The organism is Ruminobacter sp. RM87, assembly GCF_000701925.1.
In the GTDB taxonomy this organism is placed as follows: Bacteria; Pseudomonadota; Gammaproteobacteria; order Enterobacterales; family Succinivibrionaceae; genus Ruminobacter; species Ruminobacter amylophilus.
This window is the reverse complement of record NZ_KL370837.1, coordinates 14,438-32,337: the sequence shown is the minus strand read 5'-3', so window position 1 is coordinate 32,337 and position 17,900 is coordinate 14,438. Positions and strand designations below refer to the sequence as shown.

General features: G+C 47.0%; 18 protein-coding genes. 5 read left to right on the top strand and 13 right to left on the bottom strand.

Annotated elements, in window-relative coordinates; translation table 11 throughout:
• Positions 1-348: 348 nt before the first annotated feature.
• A complete protein-coding gene (locus tag T489_RS0113015; protein ID WP_031580430.1) occupies positions 349-1,197 on the top strand; it encodes a DUF3737 family protein in 849 nt (282 codons plus the stop codon).
• A gap of 96 nt (positions 1,198-1,293) precedes the next feature.
• On the opposite strand, the gene T489_RS0113010 is transcribed toward T489_RS0113015, so the two are convergent.
• The 4 genes from T489_RS0113010 to T489_RS0112995 form a co-directional block, all read right to left on the bottom strand.
• Positions 1,294-1,782, bottom strand: coding sequence for a DUF805 domain-containing protein (locus T489_RS0113010; protein WP_051622170.1), 489 nt, complete (start codon positions 1,780-1,782; stop codon positions 1,294-1,296).
• 99 nt (positions 1,783-1,881) lie between these two features.
• On the bottom strand, positions 1,882-3,387 hold the full coding sequence (locus T489_RS0113005; protein ID WP_031580428.1) for a TolC family protein: 1,506 nt from the start codon (positions 3,385-3,387) through the stop codon (positions 1,882-1,884).
• 19 nt (positions 3,388-3,406) lie between these two features.
• Complete coding sequence (locus tag T489_RS0113000) at positions 3,407-4,540, bottom strand: ABC transporter permease (protein ID WP_031580427.1); 1,134 nt, start codon at positions 4,538-4,540, stop codon at positions 3,407-3,409.
• A gap of 171 nt (positions 4,541-4,711) precedes the next feature.
• Positions 4,712-5,035 (bottom strand): DMT family transporter, encoded by a 324-nt coding sequence (locus T489_RS0112995; protein ID WP_031580426.1) that lies wholly within the window; start codon positions 5,033-5,035, stop codon positions 4,712-4,714.
• A 143-nt stretch (positions 5,036-5,178) separates the two neighbouring features.
• Between T489_RS0112995 and T489_RS0112990 the strand changes: the two genes are divergently transcribed.
• A complete protein-coding gene (locus T489_RS0112990) occupies positions 5,179-5,379 on the top strand; it encodes a hypothetical protein (protein ID WP_031580425.1) in 201 nt (66 codons plus the stop codon).
• Between the two features lie 78 nt (positions 5,380-5,457).
• Here the strand turns inward: T489_RS0112990 and T489_RS0112985 are convergent, their stop codons facing one another.
• The 6 genes from T489_RS0112985 to T489_RS15315 all read right to left on the bottom strand — a co-directional run bounded on the left by T489_RS0112985 (position 5,458) and on the right by T489_RS15315 (position 10,325).
• A complete protein-coding gene (locus T489_RS0112985) occupies positions 5,458-6,909 on the bottom strand; it encodes a conjugal transfer protein TraH (protein ID WP_031580424.1) in 1,452 nt (483 codons plus the stop codon).
• An 802-nt stretch (positions 6,910-7,711) separates the two neighbouring features.
• The gene (locus tag T489_RS0112970; protein WP_031580423.1) at positions 7,712-8,239 is read right to left on the bottom strand and encodes a nitroreductase; all 528 of its coding nucleotides are present in this window, start codon (positions 8,237-8,239) and stop codon (positions 7,712-7,714) included.
• A 144-nt stretch (positions 8,240-8,383) separates the two neighbouring features.
• Positions 8,384-8,596: a Fic family protein gene (locus T489_RS15815; RefSeq protein WP_353806211.1), complete on the bottom strand. Its 213-nt coding sequence runs from the start codon at positions 8,594-8,596 to the stop codon at positions 8,384-8,386.
• A 5-nt stretch (positions 8,597-8,601) separates the two neighbouring features.
• The gene (aqpZ, locus tag T489_RS0112965; RefSeq protein ID WP_031580422.1) at positions 8,602-9,288 is read right to left on the bottom strand and encodes an aquaporin Z; all 687 of its coding nucleotides are present in this window, start codon (positions 9,286-9,288) and stop codon (positions 8,602-8,604) included.
• A gap of 181 nt (positions 9,289-9,469) precedes the next feature.
• The gene (locus tag T489_RS15320) at positions 9,470-10,051 is read right to left on the bottom strand and encodes a hypothetical protein (RefSeq protein ID WP_051622168.1); all 582 of its coding nucleotides are present in this window, start codon (positions 10,049-10,051) and stop codon (positions 9,470-9,472) included.
• Between the two features lie 49 nt (positions 10,052-10,100).
• Positions 10,101-10,325 carry a hypothetical protein gene (locus T489_RS15315; protein WP_198020490.1) on the bottom strand — a complete coding sequence of 75 codons (225 nt, stop codon included), beginning with the start codon at positions 10,323-10,325 and terminating at the stop codon, positions 10,101-10,103.
• A 483-nt stretch (positions 10,326-10,808) separates the two neighbouring features.
• Between T489_RS15315 and T489_RS0112945 the strand changes: the two genes are divergently transcribed.
• The 3 genes from T489_RS0112945 to T489_RS0112930 all read left to right on the top strand — a co-directional run bounded on the left by T489_RS0112945 (position 10,809) and on the right by T489_RS0112930 (position 13,618).
• The gene (locus tag T489_RS0112945; RefSeq protein ID WP_031580420.1) at positions 10,809-12,002 is read left to right on the top strand and encodes a class I SAM-dependent rRNA methyltransferase; all 1,194 of its coding nucleotides are present in this window, start codon (positions 10,809-10,811) and stop codon (positions 12,000-12,002) included.
• 68 nt (positions 12,003-12,070) lie between these two features.
• A complete protein-coding gene (locus T489_RS0112940) occupies positions 12,071-12,721 on the top strand; it encodes an MBL fold metallo-hydrolase (RefSeq protein ID WP_031580419.1) in 651 nt (216 codons plus the stop codon).
• A gap of 255 nt (positions 12,722-12,976) precedes the next feature.
• Positions 12,977-13,618 (top strand): hypothetical protein, encoded by a 642-nt coding sequence (locus tag T489_RS0112930; RefSeq protein ID WP_031580418.1) that lies wholly within the window; start codon positions 12,977-12,979, stop codon positions 13,616-13,618.
• Between the two features lie 106 nt (positions 13,619-13,724).
• Here T489_RS0112930 and nagA read toward each other — a convergent pair whose 3' ends face one another.
• The 3 genes from nagA to T489_RS0112910 form a co-directional block, all read right to left on the bottom strand.
• Positions 13,725-14,765 carry an N-acetylglucosamine-6-phosphate deacetylase gene (gene nagA / locus T489_RS0112925; protein ID WP_051622167.1) on the bottom strand — a complete coding sequence of 347 codons (1,041 nt, stop codon included), beginning with the start codon at positions 14,763-14,765 and terminating at the stop codon, positions 13,725-13,727.
• A gap of 142 nt (positions 14,766-14,907) precedes the next feature.
• A complete protein-coding gene (locus tag T489_RS0112920) occupies positions 14,908-16,917 on the bottom strand; it encodes a type IV pilus assembly protein FimV (protein ID WP_031580416.1) in 2,010 nt (669 codons plus the stop codon).
• A gap of 431 nt (positions 16,918-17,348) precedes the next feature.
• Positions 17,349-17,900, bottom strand: a 552-nt coding sequence (locus T489_RS0112910; RefSeq protein ID WP_031580415.1) for a type IV pilus assembly protein FimV, incomplete at its 5' end; no start/stop codon positions are given.

Genomic DNA, 17,900 nt, shown 5'->3' with positions numbered 1-17,900 from the left:
TGAATCAATGCAGACCGAAGATAAACGGACGTGCCTCACCTTCTGACGCGCACCGGACGGAAAACTGAAAGTAATGAACATCAACTGATTAATTTTGAATAACTTTCTACCCGACATCTGTTAAAATAATAAAGATTACACAGACACTCAGACAGCCGATCCTTCGTATGAGTGACATACACTTATCAGGAATCAGAGAAGCCTCGGGGATTTTTTCCGACCGGTAATCCCGTGATCAGTGACAATTGCGGAATCAGCCGCTGCGCCCGGGGCTTCCCTCGGGGGATAATTCCGGAAACGGATCTCCTTCAGGCTGACATAACAAATATAAAACAATACGGAGTTCCAATGACAGAACCATTAAAACAGCAGCTGTTTACCGGAGAACGAGCCCTTTTCAAAGCCCGTGATCTCGACATAATCCATTCAACATTTGCCGACGGGGAATCTCCCCTCAAGGAATCCGCCAACATTACCCTGACTCATTCCTATTTCAAGTGGAAATATCCCATGTGGTACAGCAGAAATCTGAAACTCAGGGACTGCACTCTTTACGATATGGCGAGAGCCGGCATATGGTATACCAGCGACATTTCCATGACCGACTGTATCATTGAGGCTCCCAAAACCTTCAGAAGAACCACCGGCATCATTCTTGACAATGTATCCTTACCCAATGCGGAAGAAACACTGTGGCACTGCAGGGACATAAAAATGAAGAAGGTTCATGCAAAGGGAAACTACTTTGCCATGAACTGCGAGAACGTGGAAATTTCCGACTTTGAACTTATCGGCAACTACTCCTTTGACGGAGCCAGAAACGTGGTTATTGAAAATGCCCGCATGCTTTCGAAAGACTCCTTCTGGAATGCTGAAAACGTGGTTGTCCGCAATTCATTCATATCAGGCGAATATATCGGCTGGAATTCAAAGAACGTAAAATTCGTAAACTGCATCATCGAAAGTCTGCAGGGATTCTGCTACATGGAAAACGTGGTTCTTGAGGACTGTACTTTGATAAACACCAATCTGGCCTTTGAGTACTCCACCGTGGACGCCACCGTAAACAGCGTCATAGACAGCATCAAGAATCCAATTGCAGGAAAGATCACCGCCGAAGAAATCAGGGAAATCATCTTCGATGATCCTGAAAGATCAGACCGGTCAGACACTGAAATCAACATCATCCGACGGTAATCAGCCGTTCAGGCAGTACAAAGCCCCGTTTCCGGGGCTTTGCCGTTTATTTGTTTTATTCAGTCAGAACATTCAGTCCGCGTTCAGAAACGTCTGTCAGCCCAGAGGATCAACTCCGTATCTGTTTTCCTCAGGTGTTCCCTTAAAGCAGAAGCATACAAGAAGCATAAAGAGATAAACTGAACCTATCCACGGCAGGAATACCGGCACAATCCACAGTCCGTTCCTGTTCTTGTCATGGAGTCGCCTGATGGTAACGGCAGCCAGAGAGATTTTTGCCAGAAGCTCCAGTGCGGAACCAATCATCACGTCATCAGGAACACAGCCGGCAATCAGAGGCATAACCAGAAAAAACATGAAAAGAGCGTACCACCAGAATTCGGATCTGCAGGCTCTTCCTCTTATGGTAAACATCTTGTTTATACAGGTCTTGAAGGCATCCATAAAGGAGTAGCCGCGATCATGCGACGGACTTCTGATAAAACGGATATTGAATATTCCGAGTCCGGCATCCCTGTGAGATACAAAACCGTAGTCACCGTAATCATCATCGCGACCGGCGCCGGTATTCTGATTCAAGCTCATGATACTTTATCCTTCTTAATCAAACATTCTTAAATTCAAATCACGCAGGCGCCATGCGGATACCTGACGTCATGCGTTCCGCCGTGTTCCGGCGGAGGTTTAAGGTTCATTTCCGTCTTCAGCAGTGCTCTTTTCCGCTGAAGCATCGGGTTCATAGTTCCAGCCGCCGCCCAGAGCCCTGTAAAGGTCTATAAGAGCCCCGATGCGTCGGTATCTCGATTCGGAAAGTTTCGCTTCAAAGGAAAGCTTTCTGGTCTCGGCATTAACCATGGCATCAAAATCCGCCCTGCCGTATCTGAAGAGTTTGTCAGCCTCCTTCCTGAGCTTTACCGCTTCACCCAGGCCTTTTTCAAGAGCAGCAATTCTGTCAGTCTCCGCGGTAATTCCCGCATATCCGTCATCGACCTCCTTGAGTGCCTTGAGGATCATGGTATCGTACTCTGCAAGAGTCACCTTCATTTCCGCGTTTCTGGCTTCAATGTTCTCCCTTATGCGTCCGTTGGTGAACACCGGAACCGAAACGGTTCCTGATAGAAAGCTTCCCCATCCTCTGGCGTCCGGACCTGCATGAAGTTCAATTCTGCCCGTCTGTCCCAGGAAGGAAATGTTAAACCTCGGATACAGATCAGCCTTGGCTGAAGCCACCGTGGCGGCTCTGGCATTGATTTCGTTTCTCTTGGACAGAATGTCCGGACGGCGGAGCAGCAGATCACCCGGCACAAAACCTGCCGGTGGCTCCGGAATACCGTCCGGAAGCCCTGACGGCAGATTATCAATGGAAAAATTCTGCGGAGGCACACCTGTAAGCACGGCTATCGCTCTGACGGAGGCTTCAGCCTCGGAGTCAATGATGCCGAGTTCGGATTCCGCTTCGATGATACGGTTTCCGATATCCGTGATGTCATAGGCCGTAGCCTGACCGGCCCTGAATCTGCCCTCGGCATACCGCCTGAGCTCCTTAAGATTGGCGATGTTTCCCAGAAGTATTCCTCTGCGCTCCTGAAGATACAGTACCTCAAAATACTTTCTGGCAAGAAGTGCCGTTACCGATGTCTGTACGGCATTAATACTGTCTGATGCAGCCAGAGCCCTGTACCCCGCGGCATCGGCCCGGCTCTGCTTCTCTCCGAAGAAATCAGGTTCCCAGCTTCCCTGAAGTCCCGTAAAAAGCGCAGACTGACTGTCGGGTGAATCAATTCTGCCGCCGGAGGTATCCACACTGCCGCGACCGCCGAGAATTCCTCCGCCGAGACTGAGCTTTGGTCCGAGATCTGCTCTGCTGAGTCCCTCCTCATGCAGAGCGGTTTCATATCTTAAGCGTGCGGTTCTGAGATCCCCGTTGGCTTCAATAGCCGCGGCAATCAGCCTGCTGAGACAGTCGTCATTAAAGAGCCGCCACCATTCATTTAGCGCCTTTTCGTTCTTTTCCCCGGAGATAAAACCGGTATAGTTTTCCGGCAGAACGATATCCGATTCATAATCGACTGTAAGGAACGAACAGCCCCCTGCACAGGATAAAAGAGCCAGCAGGACGGAGGCCGATACGGCGGACATCAGGCCTTTATTAGGGAGTTTTTCAGAATGAACGGTAAATGATTTTTTCATAATACGCAATCTCCGTCCTTTACTGCCTGGACAGCATGGACTTGAATTTTATCAGGGCTATCGTCAGGAAGAAAAGTCCCTGTCCCAGCATTATAAGAAGCTTCCGGTACACGTCACCGAGCCCCGATCCGCGATGAACCACGTCCTGAGTAAAGGATACGAACTGGGTGGTCGGTGATATCTGAATGATCTTCTGCATGGTTTCAGGCATGCACTCCACGGGACTTGTGGCTCCGGCAAGAAGATATACCAGCATGTATACAGGAATGCACAGCAGACCGAACTGAGGCATGGAGGGAGCAAGGACTGCCAGCAGAATTCCCAGAGATGCAAAGCTCAGCACATATATGAGCATTCCGGCGGTAAGAAGATAAAGACTCCCCATAACAGGCACGCCGAGAATCGAATGCACGATAATCCATAATGACAGCAGAGCAAGAAACACTATAACAGATCCGTTGGCGCATACCTTGGATATGGCGATTTCAGATGCGGATACCGGCATAACCAGCAGATGTTCAATGGTTCCCCTTTCCTTTTCTCGAATAACCGCGGCTCCTGAAAGCATCAGGGTAAGCAGAGTGAGATTGCCTATAATCTGAACCACGCCCATCTGCCATATGGCTGACGCATTCGGATTGAACAGTACGTTCACTCTGGGTTCCGCCGCAATCTGAGGAGATATCTGAGGCGTATTGTATTCCACGGCTGACTTGCGGAGTTCATCGGAAAGAATGGAACTCAGGTATCCGGTACCGGTACCTGCCAGAGTCATGGCAGTGGCATCAACCAGAATCTGAATTTTAGGATACTTCTCACTGAGATAGTCCTTTTCATATTCCGGAGGAATATCAATGGTAAAGTAATAGTCTCCCAGATCCATGTGACGCTGTACCGTTTCGTCTCCGATGGCTTCGGGATATTTGAAATGAGGCGGACGAATGGACTGCCTGAGTCTCAGGGACAGAGCGGACTCGTCATGATCCACTACGGCAACGGGAGCATTGCGCACGTCCTGGCTTGCACCTTTGGCGGCCACGGCTACCGCAACCGTAAAGAAATAAACCATGAGTGCAACCAGAATCAGGTCGCTCAAGAGACTTTTAACTTCTTTAAGGCTCAGTATAAAAATATTGGAAAGCCATCTGTACATTCAAAGCTTCTCCTCGCGCTTCCCGGAATCCGTCATGGTACGGGGCATAATTCCATTGTATCAGTACCCCTGAATTAGACTGTGAGTTATCCTGAAAATTCATTTTTATTGCTGAATATATCAGAAAGCGCATACCGGCGCGTGCAGATGATTTCTCACCTTTCCGGATACCTAATCCGATTCTGCAAATAATTTAAGCCCGGCGACTGCCGCGATAATTAAAACCGGGGACACGACCTGCATAACCGAAAGCCTCTCGTTAAAAAGCATGACTCCGAAAAAAGCTGTGCCGGTTATGCCGAACCCCACCCGCATGGCACAGGCGTAACCTAAAGGCAGTTCCTTCAGGGCGAAAGCCGGAAAAACAGCACTCAGAATACAGGCAGCCGCCGTAATTACGGACGGAACAGGCAGACTGAAGCCCTGCGGATATTTCATGGCGACGGCCCGGACAATTTCAAAAACTCCGGCACCAGGAAGCATTAACCATTTCATGGATTTGTAACCTGTACGGTAATCATAAAAACATATCATCATTATTCGTAATACGGTTATCGTAAAATGCATCCTTAACAATCTCAACACCGGAGTACCGACAATGTTAAAAAAATCTTTTTTTAGCCTTATTATCCGCTGTCATGATTTTTACCGCAGCCGGTGCACCGGCATTACCGGCAGGATATAAGGAAATTCCATTAGGTGAACCTTCATCACCTGTAAAAATACCTGCCAATGAAAAAGGCGAACAGATTCCGGCTACCGTGTATCCCGACGAAGGAAAAACTCCCGATAAGGATAAAATTGAAAAGATGAAAGAGCACGTAAAATATTACGGCTAAAGTACCGGGCCGCATTATTTTCATGAACGGGCGGAAAATCATCAGAACCGGAATTCTGCCTGATTCCGGTTCTTCCCGTCAGTCGAATGCGTCAAGACTGTGTTCAGGCACGTAATCCTTTTCCGGAAGAAGTTCCATGTAGTCAAGATATATTCGTGAAAGGTCGTCCAGACCTCCGAACACGCTGCTTAAATAAGTGGTTTCTGAGCTTACGGACGAACGGACCTCCTGAATCTGCCGATTCAGAATCGGAGCATATCCGCTGTTTGAAGACCTGGCCAGAGCGGAAATCTGATTAAGATATTTTTCAAGAAGATTTCTGGTATAGAGCAGTGCCAGAATATTGGCGGTCTTTTCCACGAACATTACCGCGGCATTTTCATTTCTGGCGCAAAGATTTCGAATCATGGCACCTGTGCCTTCAGGCAGGGTATTCAGAAACTCAGTCTCCTTCACCGTGAAGGAACCGCTGTTTCCACTGTAGCGTCTGACTATTCCGGGAGAACCGTCCGCTCCAAGAAACATGTCCCTTATCAGACCGCCGAATCCCCTTATTTTACGGGTTCTGTTATTCAGAACAATGCAGCCGTTGCCGTAATCGGCACAGCCGTACAGGGGAACCGTACCGCCGGCTATCAGATCCTTCATGCTTATCCGCAGACCTGAAGCTATGCGTACCTCCCTGCCGTTTTCACTGACTATTACGGTTCCGGTAATACTCATTACCGCCTCGGCAAGCTCCCGGTCTCCGCTTAACGTCGGACTCTGTTCAAACAGGTTCCACAAAAGATTACCGGTAATCTCCGCCTCCTTTATCTTTTCCGGAACGCTATCTCTTAAACCGTCAAGTATGGCATCGGTATCGGTACGGGTACTCATCTCGTACAGATCCCCTATTCCTTCGTACTGACCTATCAGGGATATATCATTGAGCCCCTTGCGGTTGAACGCACTGAGACTGTCATTTACAATTCCCTGCGCCAGCTGACAGCTGTTCCCGAAATACTGATTCAGAGCCTGAACCTTTCTCTGAAGTGTTTCAATGTGCTGGGCGCACTTTTCACACATGCTGCTTAAGGCGATTTCAAAGGCATATCCTTCAGCATTGGCCGCTATTGCTCTTAAGAATCTGATGAACTCCTCCCGGTTTATGTACGAAAAGGAACCGCCGTAAAGATCTATGCCCCTGCATCCTGCACTTATTCCGGGAGAAGAAACGGCAACAAGTCCGGGATTTTCAATACCGTTTCTTATATTAAGTGAACCTCCGGATATGACGCCGCGGCGCTGAGTCTTATAGGAATCAGGTGCCGTGACCGTCATCATGCCGGAAAAATCGGAACTGATTTCATCGTCAAGATCAGCCCTGGCGTCTGTTACGTAAAAAAGACAGAATACGGAGCCGGACAGAATGAGCGTACTGGAAAATTTTCGAATGAAGTGTACGCTTCGATATGTTGAACGTTTCTGTTTTTTGTGAAAACTGATTACGGAACAGGTTCCGGCACTATCGGTTTTAATGAAGCCCATATATCTCTCCCGTGCAGGATGTGTACTCGTGAAAAATAATTTAAAGCCAACCTGAAAATATGCCGAAACGCCTTTATTTAAAGAACTGAAAAAGTTACTCCTCAAGGAAAAGACGGTTTGGTTTTCTTTCAGGAACCGGAGAACACTGAAGCTGCACGCAGTGGATATTCAATTGCGGAACAGGCTCTTTCCCCAAAATTCCGTGATGATCCCAGAAATACGAGCTAAATTATTTACAAGCTATAAATTCACCCACAAAGCGGGCCGAACAGCAATGAAGACATAGTGGACACCGCCAATCAGACCGAGCGCGCCGTCCGACCTTACGAGAGCAATGTGCCAAACCTGGCATTATTATCATTAGCCAGCTTTTATAGAACTCCGCGAGACATGTGCAGCAGAGTTATCCCGCTTGATTTTTTCTTTATCTGCTTAATCTGTATTATGATTTGCCAGAAATACAGTCCAAAATACGTTTTACAGCCTTTTTAATATCTTCATCTGTCCAGTTAAATTGTCAAGATCAAATAACTTATTACCTGTACGATGAGCATTGATGTAATTACTATCAATATCTAAAATTTTTTGACCATTGGAATGATCAATTATATACATCACGAAATTCTCCAATCCTGTTATTGTTAAATTTTCATGTATGAACGTCCTGCCAATGTTAAGTCTATTATTTATTTAACATAACTGGATTAATATCTGTTTTAATTTTTGTAATTGTGAGCTGTATATATAATATTTATTTTTATAATTACATTACGATGCATTCAGCATGTTGCAGGATTAAAAGCTACTCCACAAAGAAAAGACGTTTTGCTTTTCTTTCCGGGGCGGGAGGCAGTTCTCCGTCAATATATCCTACAGCACAGTGACCTATCCCGACATACTCTTCAGACACTCCGAGCTCCTTTAAGAGAGTTCTGAATTCAGGCATTTCAAATTCTTCTCTGGCTCTGTGAATCCAGCAGCTGCCAAGTCCCAGAGAGTGAGCGGCCAGCATCATGTTGCCCATGACCAGACTGCCGTCATACACGTGATTGGCATTTTCCTTAAGTCCCAGAACTATCAGCACGGCCGGAGCCCCGTAAAACGGATCGAAATCCTCTTTCCATCCTCCGATACTGCAGTTGACAGAAGACAGTCTGTCGCGGAGGTTCTTCTCCGTGACAGCCACAATAACCGTTGCCTGCTTTCCTCTTGAACTTGCGGCATAAAGGCCGGCCTCGGCAATCTGAGACACAAGATCATGAGGCACAGGATCGCTTTTGAAACTACGGATACTTCTTCTTTCTTTTATGGCTTTAATGATTTCGTTCACTTTATTATCCTTTAATAACATCAGTTTCCAAATTTAAAAAAAGTAACGGGATACGTTACGGACAGTACTGAGTTCTTTAAAAAGAACTCTGAAGTACTTGATTGGTATCTTGGCAGGTTACATAATCGGTCACCACCGATCAAGTTATTGTTTGAGTTTATATTTTTGATTTCTGCTTTCAGGTTTATCCGGTACTGTCATTTCTATAATTACCTGACTTAACACCTGATTAAGATAATTCTCTCTGAACGCAGGTCTGTGGGATCCCCCCGCATGCTGAGAAAGCTGCGAGGGTTTTTTGTATCTGAAATGTTTTCCCTTTAAAACAGAAGGGAAAACCGGATTACCTTCTTTCAGAAAAATCAGTTCTTTGATTCAAGAAGATATCTGTATACCAGACCGCCGAGAACACCGCCGATGACTGGGAATACAATGAAGAACCATACCTGCTCAAGAGCCCATGGTTCAGCAAAGAGAGCAACGGCAATACTTCTTGCAGGATTTACTGAAGTGTTGGTTACTGGAATTGAAATCAGGTGAATCAGAGTAAGCCCCAAACCGATGGCGACTGGAGCAAAACCTACAGGAGCTCTCTTGTCGGTAGCACCGTGAATGATGATAAGGAAGAAGGCGGTTAACAGAACTTCTGTAACGGCACAGGCAAGGAAGCTGTAGTGTTCAGGAGAATGTTCACCGTAGCCGTTTGAAGCGAAACCGCCTACAACGGCACCGTCAACGCCCTTGAAAATCAGATAGAGACATGCAGCTGCAGCAATACCGCCCAGCACCTGAGAAACAATGTACTGAACAGCCTGACCGAACTTGAAACGACCGCCCGCAACCAGACCGAGAGTAACTGCAGGGTTGAAATGACCGCCGCTGATGTGACCTACGGCATAGGCCATGGTCAGAACGGTTAAACCGAAGGCAAGAGAAACACCGACGTAACCTACGCCGACCTTTTCAAGACCACATGCAAACAAAGCGGTACCGCATCCGCCGAATACCAGCCAGAAAGTACCGAAAAATTCAGCAAAATATTTTTTCATAATCATTTTCCTTATAAATTTTTTTTGTAATAAGGATTGTATTTAAAAAAAGCATTTGTGAGACAATTCAGTACTTCAGAATGAACAAAAAAGTGACAATAATCAAATTTTAAACTTAAAAGCCCTTACAAACAAACATGTAAGAGCTTTTTGTTTGACAACGTGTTTTACACACTAACTTTTAACGACGATGCATTCCTCCGCCGCCATGGCCGCCGTGACCACCGCCGCCGGGACCTCCGTTACCCGGAAATCTCACGGGACCTGTATGATATCTGGTGTCACCAGCGCCTATGCCGCCAGGTCCCAAGCGGTGCGGTCCCATTGAATGACTGCTGCCGGGATGATGCCCTCCGGGACCAGGCTTAACGCCGGGGCCTCCCGGATGATGTCCCCCGGGGCCGTGGTTACCGCCGGGACCGCCCGGATGATGACCCCCGGGGCCGTGGTTACCGCCGGGACCGCCCGGATGATGTCCCCCGGGGCCGTGGTTACCGCCGGGACCGCCCGGATGGTGTCCCGGTCTTTCATGCAGTCCGGGGCCGTGATGATGAGGAGCCGGAGGAGGCGGAGCTATATATACTGGAGGATTAGGCACATAAACATCATGATAGATGACCGTATTACCCGGAGTATAATAACTTTCCTCATAATATACCGTTTCAGATGTTTCATAGCCATAGCCGTATCCGTCATCGACAAGTACACATCCTGTGGCCAGAAGCACTGACAGAGTAACTGAAGCAACAGACAGTATTTTCATTTTCGCCTCCGTTTTCTGCTAACCGATGATACCAATACCCTGTTCGGAGTTATCTTCTTGAAGCATGGTTACCATTATGATTATGGTTGTGATTATGGTTATCATGATGGTGATGATCAGGATGATCCGGATGGTCAGGATGATCCGGGTGATGGTGGTGATGAATCTCATTACCGTAATCATCGTAATAGTAGTCAGGTGAAACCACGCATCCTGAAAGTGACAGACAGAGCACTGCAGCCACTGCCATGAAAGATACACTTAAACTTTTCATAATATAATCCTCTTTTATTTTTTTAATCTGCTTATCTGTAGCTAAGACGGTTCTGTTAAACATACAGGTCATAAAGGATGATGACCGGATGTCCGTCTGCACTCCGATTCAGTACCCTCCTCTGTTAAGGAGGTCAGATATGCTGAATCTGATGGGCGTACCCATTAAAAACGCCGGTCAGCTTATCTCTACTTATTATTGTACTCAAAGAACACATATGTTTGTGTTTCAATTTGTTACAAATTGTAAGTATTTATATGCCGAATGGTGACAAAAAGCCGAAAAAACCAGGATTCATCACAAAATTCACCTCATTCAGTATGCATTCTGACTGCTTTTATCATGAAAATCTCCGTAAAAAACACAGACCGGCGGCATTTTTTAGTACGTTATCCATTATTTATAGCGAAAAAACACTGCTCATTATAAAATACGGCTATTAATACGTAATTCATGATTATCACAGTTAAGAGCAGCAGAAACATGACTTCACAGCTTATTCTTCACGAAGGTAGAGAAAAATCTCTTAAAAGACGCCATCCATGGATTTTTTCCAAAGCGGTAAAGGAAATCAGAAACGCCCCGCAGAACGGTGCAGACATTGAAATTCTGTCATCTGACGGCACCTATCTCGCCACGGGTTCATATTCACCAAACTCACAGATAAGAGCCCGCGTGTGGACCTTTGACAGAGAACAGTCCGTAGACCACTCCTTCTTTGTTGCAAGAATCTCTGAAGCCGCAAAGGCGAGAGAGCTCATGCTGAAGGAAACCGGAATGTCCGCCTGCAGACTGGTTGACGCGGAATCCGACGGTCTTCCTGGACTTATTATCGACCGCTACAACAGCTTTCTGGTCCTTGAAGTACTGAGTGCCGGTGCTGAATATCATCTTAAGGATATCGTCAGTGCCCTGAGAGAACTCTATCCGGAATACAGCATTTACGAAAGATCCGACGTTGACGTCAGATCAAAGGAAGGTCTGGAACCGCGCAAGGGCGTCATCCACGGCGAAGAGCCGCCTGAAGAGCTTGCCATTACCGAAAACGGCGGCATGCAGATTCTGGTGAACATTCCTGAAGGTCACAAAACAGGCTACTATCTTGACCAGCGTGACAACCGTGCGGCCCTGGCCAAATACTGCTGCGGCAAATCAGTTCTCAACTGCTTCTCATACACCGGCGGTTTTTCCTTATACGCCTTAAAGGGCAGAGCCAGAAGCGTAGCCAATGTGGACGTATCCCAGAGAGCCCTGGACATAGCCAAAAAGAATATCGTACTCAATCATCTTGATCCGGGCATAGTAAAATTCATCCGTGAAGACGTATTCAGTTTTCTGCGCAAGGAAAAGAAGCTCGGACACACCTACGACGTGATTGTTCTCGATCCGCCCAAGTTTGCCGAAAGCAGGTCGCAGCTTGAAAAGGCGTGCCGCGGCTACAAGGACATCAACATGATTGCCGCCTCAATTCTGAATCCGGGCGGATATCTGATGACCTACTCCTGCTCCGGTCACATGTCTCCGGATCTGTTCCAGAAAGTCGTGGCTGACGCCCTTCTGGATGCAGGACGGGAAGGACAGATTGTGGAATTTCTGACTCAGGCAAGCGACCATCCGGTTGCCCTGCCTTATCCGGAAGCTCTCTACCTTAAAGGTCTGGTGGTAAGAGTCAGATAGCACCTCACACACGGCCGGAAATGATTTTCGGCTGTTTATTCAGATAACAGTAACATCAGGAGGATCAGATGTTAACCTACATTACCATTCCGGTTGGAGCCTTTCAGGAAAACTGCCGATTCCTTATAAATCAGGAAAACGGCAGCACCGTGATCTGCGATCCCGGTGATAACGCCAGAGAACTCTACCGGCTTACTGAGAAGTATCATCTTAAGGTTAAGGCGATTATTCTGACACACGGTCACCTGGATCACTGCGGTGGGGCCATGGAACTTGCCCGGCTCCTTAATGTGGAAATCCTAGGACCTCACAGGGATGATGAATACTGGCTGCACAATCTGGACATGCAGGCTTCAATGTTCGGACTTGAAAGCCGCCCTCCTCTTACTCCTCACCGTTATCTGGAAGACGGAGAAGTACTGGATATTCCGGATATCGGAGAAAAGATTCTGGTGCTTCACTGCCCGGGACATACTCCGGGACAGGTATGTTTCTACTTTAAGGAAAGCGGTATTCTGCTCTCCGGAGACGTGCTTTTTGCAGGTTCAGTAGGCAGATCGGATTTTCCTAAGGGAGATCCTGAACAGTTAATCAGTTCAATAAGGAACAAGCTGATGATCCTTCCTGACGAAACCAGGGTTCTTCCCGGCCACGGCGGAGAATCAACCATCGGTGAGGAAAAGAGGGAAAATCCGTACATAAACGGATATTTCGGCTAAGGCCTTATTTACATATGCCGTCTGATGCATGAAGAAAGACCGGATGCTCTCTGAAGGTTCATATTCCTGAAAACCGGAGATGCTTTTTCCTGAGCCGACAGTTTTTCTTCAGGTTCCGGTATCAGGCGGATGAAAAGACATCCGGACAGCAGAAGAACAGACTGTCTTCAGGAATACGCAGCATTACAGACCTGTTAATCATGAGCCTGCAATGCGCCTGTGAAAAACAGTACGTTTAAAAACGGGATAACCAGCATGAAAACAAACACTAACAGATTATTTTTATCCTCTCTTATTCTTATCGGGACTCTGGTATACGGCATGTTCCCCTCTGATGCATCCGCCGGAGAATTCTCCGCTGAACAGATGAAGAAAATGGGAATATTCCTTTCAAATTTCACCGAATGCAACTACACAACCATATCCAGACGGGAATTTATAGATAAACCTGATGAAATGGTGAATTTCGCTCTGTGCCACAACTGGATCAATAACTTCAGAAGCTTTACGCTGAAAAATTCATGCGGAAAGGGAAAAACAGACGGAAACTACTTTGCTCATCTTGACCCGAAAAACGTTGAAAAGACGGTAAAAAAATATCTCGATTATGATTTCAGCGCTCATCAGGGGCGCGGCGACTATATTGTCTATGACGGATACACTTACTGTATTCCGGCAGCTGACGGAGAGCAGCATCCTGCCGTTAAGGTTGTCAGCGCAGACAGACAGGAGGACGGCACCATACTGGTAAAAGGCTCATCGTATTATCCTGACAGTGAAGAGGATGCCGATGACAACATCAATGTGAAAGCTGTCATTAAACCGTATGTATGGAACGGGAAGGACACCTGGTCTCTGGTATCCATGAATATGGAACCAAAGGCTTTTCCGGACTGAGTAAAGTGATTTTCTGAAAAAACTGCAATCATTTTTCGATGATGAATGCCGTACAGTCTTAAACAGAACCGGGTTCAGACAAATGTTTGGACCCGGTTTTTATCTGCTAAGCGCTGACGGTACCGACGAGACGATAATCGCCATCCAGAATATTGAGTGACTCAGGTACTGCTATGCCGAGGGCTCTTGCCGGAGCCACCGCAGCCGCAAAAACCGCATCGTCAACGGAAAAACCTGCATGAAGAATCAGGTTTCTGACGCCTTCTGCCATGGTAAGACGGGAACCGCCCAGAGTACCGCCGGCATCTATGCAGCCTTTTTCAGGATCGTTGAATATCTTTTTTTCCGCGAAAATGAATTCCTTAAAGACATGAGGATCAGTTCCGGCGGCTGCAAGGCAGTCCGTTACCAGTACAAATCTTTCCCCCAGCATTTTATGAGCCAGCCTTACGAGACCGTAATGAACATGGATGCCATCCCCGATAACGCCGCAGTATACGGAATCTGAATTCAGAATAGCCTCTGCGGCCTTCGGGGTTCGGCCGTTACCCGCCATGGTCATGGCATTGTAGAGATGGGTTCCCAGAGTGGCTCCGTTTGCGATAAAACGGCAGGCGGTATCATAATCTGCGGAAGTATGACCTAAAGACACCTTTATGCCCACTGACGTCAGCAGGCGAAGATTATCCTCCGTTATGGCTTCAGGATCCAGAGTCACGTAGGCAACGGCATCGGCATGGGAAAGCAGAAGTTCGAGATCCCTTCCTTCAAGCTTTCTGATGTAAGACTCGTTATGAATCCCCTTTTTGGCCATGCTGATAAAAGGACCTTCTATATGAAGTCCTGGAACTGCCCCTGGATGACTGCGCATAAAGGCGGAAGTTTCCTCCAGAGAGCTTTTTAAACGTTCATAAGGAGATGTAATCAGGGTCGGCACGAACACCGCGCATCCGGAATCCTTAAGAGACCTGCTGATGTGTTCAAGCTTTTCCGCGGTAACACCGACGTCATGGTCCAGTGATATGCCGCCGTATCCGTTAACCTGAAGATCAATGAATGACGGACAGACATAATAAGTATTTTCTGAACTGCGGTACTTATCAAGTTCAGATGAAGAACTGTCATTACAGTGAATAAACTTAAGCATTTTTAACCTTAATTCGGTTCAACGGCTCCGCCGGAAACGCAGAGCCGGGTAATACGCATAAAACCAAAAAACCGGCTTTTCCGTTCCGGCTTCATACAAAAGGTCAGATGCCTTCACGACATCTGACCCTGATAATTTCTGATTAATCCACCGTCTTCGGTTCAGGATTCTCAGTAGATTCTACTATATCATCACTGTGACTGGTTGAAGGCGGAATCTCGAGCTGTTCCTCTTCGGTAAATTCCATCGGTACCACCGGTTCGGATTCAATTTCAATAACCATGCTGGTGGGCTGATATTCTTCCTTTTCCGGAACACTCTCAGGAACCACTTCAGGAGCATCCGGTTTCTGAGCATTGACTTCAGTCTGTGCTGCCGAAGTCTCTTCCGCACCGGCCTTCCCCTTCACAAGAACGGAGCCCTTTCTGGCTTCGATTTCTTCCTGAATGGCCTTTTCCTTTTCTTCCTGGGCAATACGCTCGCCGATTTCCTGTTCGCGCTGTTCTGAAGCCTCCAGGAAGCTCTTTAAGGCAGAACGCAGCTTAACCTTCAGTTCCTGAATCTTTCTTACCAGAGGATTATCAATAATCATCCTGCCGTAAACTGAAGCTTCAATTTTCTCGCGAAGAGCTCTGTTGCTTCTAATCTTCGGAACAATCAGCACTCCGTACACGGCTGTCGCACCAAGAATCCCGAGAACCCACCACAGCCATGAACTGCCGCTTTCCTCCTTTTCACGGTTCAGCTGCTGTTCGCGTTCCTCACGGGCTTCGGCCGCGCCTGAAATCTGGATTGACTGCATCTGGGCAATGTTGTCGAGTTTTGATGACAGACCTTCAAACTGTTCCTCCAAACGGGAAATCTTTTCAGTCTGACGAATCTTTTCGTCAAGAAGCGCCTGATTCACGTTCTGGGCATCGGCAAGTTCCTTTCTCACCTTTTCAAGCTCGGCGGAACCTGCACCGTCGCCGTTCTGATTTCTTACGGTGTGACCGGTGGAATCACGGGCATAAAGATCCCTGCCGTTGAAAACAATATTGGCACCGGACACCCTGCCGCCTGATGAAGATTCTGAGGCTGCCTTATCGTCATTTTCTTTGTCCTGCTTGAGAACAATTACCCTCTTGCCCTGCTCATTAAGAACAACCTTCTCTTCTTCCTTTTTAGGTTTGGCTTCTTCAGGATCCTGGATCATGAAATCATCACTGCCCAGATCCGCTTCGGTGTTTTCCATTTCCCATTCTTCACGGGCTTTTCTTTCAGCCGCCAGACGTGCTTCTTCAATTTCCCTGGCCTTCTTCTGTTCAGCCTCTTCCTTTTTGCGCTTTACGGCTTCGAGACAGGCAGTGTAATCATCCTGCTGTTTCTTTTCCAGCTGATCTCTTTTGGCCTTGTCTGATTTCTGTCTGGTTATTCTGGCTTCTTCCTCTTCCCACGGAAGTTTCAGAGGAGGAAGTGTGTATCCCTGCATCTTTCCTGAGGAAATACGGGACATGATGTCCCTGCCTACGCTGTCGGATTCGAGAGCGATACGCTCAACGGAAGGAATATCGAGCCTGCCACCCACCTGAATATTACCTTTGTTGAAGGACTTCGGATTGGCACGCATAATGGCGGCGAGAAGCTGATTTGAGGTAACTGAAGCCCCCTGAGGCATCAGAGAGGTCACCAGTCTGCCTACGGTATCGCCTTTGACAATAGTATAGGTTGAAGATACGGCAGTCAGATCAATTCGCTGAATCTTCGGAGTATCAACGGCAACGTCAGGCAGAGGTTCTGGCTTTGAACAGCCGCCCCCCAGATCCCTGCTTCCTGATGATGATTCGCTGCCGGAAGTCTCCTGCTTTGCCGGAGTCTTTGCGGTTACTGACGTTCCTGCATCAGTTTCCCATTCATCGTCACCGCCGGATGTCTGAACACCGGTTCCCTGAGCAGTCTGCTTTGCAGTGTTCTTCTCTGAAGAACTGTTTTCTTTGTATGTGGAAGAACCGATAACAATCGAGTCATCATTACTTTTATCCTGCTGTGCTGACGGAGTATGGATTATCTCTACTTCATAGTTATCCACCATGCTGTCATCAAATGCAAAAACAGCAGAACCGGTTGCACCTGCAACCAGACATACGGAAAATAAAACCTGCTTAATATACATCTGGGGTCCCTATATCCTTGAACCGTACAAGCCTATGAATAAAATCCACTCTTAACTTATCCTTGCATGCACCGGACAGGAATATAAAAATGTTCATTATTATTCTTCTAAATTCCGCAGGCCACAGACCTGCACACTAGCCTGAAATATACCATTAATCAGTGTTTTTTTATATTTATCGCTCCTTTTATGTGTCAAATATGAAACTTTACTCTCTAAATTTAAGTATATTGACGTTTTATTGAACAGCATAACAGTCATTCATCAGATTCCTGACATATACGTAAACTGCCTGATTTCAGTCTTCGACTCTTTGAATGAATCAGAAAAAAACTCACAGACCGTAATACTTCCGCTGCAAATTTTACATAAAAAAGACCTCTGCAGAAGCAGAGGCCATACGGACACGTCTTTATCAGACCGTCATGAATTTACTTAGCCTGCAGGTAGGCTCTTCTCTCATCCAGAACCTTCTGAAGCTTCTGATTGTACTGAGCCTCAAGTTCCTGACGTTCCTTTTCGGAGAGTTCTCCTGAAGGATTGAGTTTAGGAAGACGATCGACACTTATGACACCTTCACCTCTCATCAGAATGTCGAAATAGGTGCTGTCTTTTTCAAGAGCCATCTGTTCCTTTGTCGGGATAACCAGCGTCATTCCCTGGAACGGATATACCGGAGCCTTGTTACTGAACATCTTTGAGTTGCGTCTGTAAATGGCTACAGCTGCCTGATACTTGGAAATACCGGCTATTCTTGAAGCTGATTTGCTGCCGATATACTCAAGTCCCATACCGCTCTTAACCTTCAGAACTCCGTCAGATGCCCTCATATCCATCGCTTTTCTGTTTCCGGAAACAGAAACCTTTGCAGGCAGAGGGAAGAGCTTATCAAGTTCTTCGGAATAAAGATCCGCTTCAGTAATTTCCTTAACCTTTTCGGCTTCTGCCTTTGCCTTGGCCTCGGCTTCCTGTTTAGCCTTTTC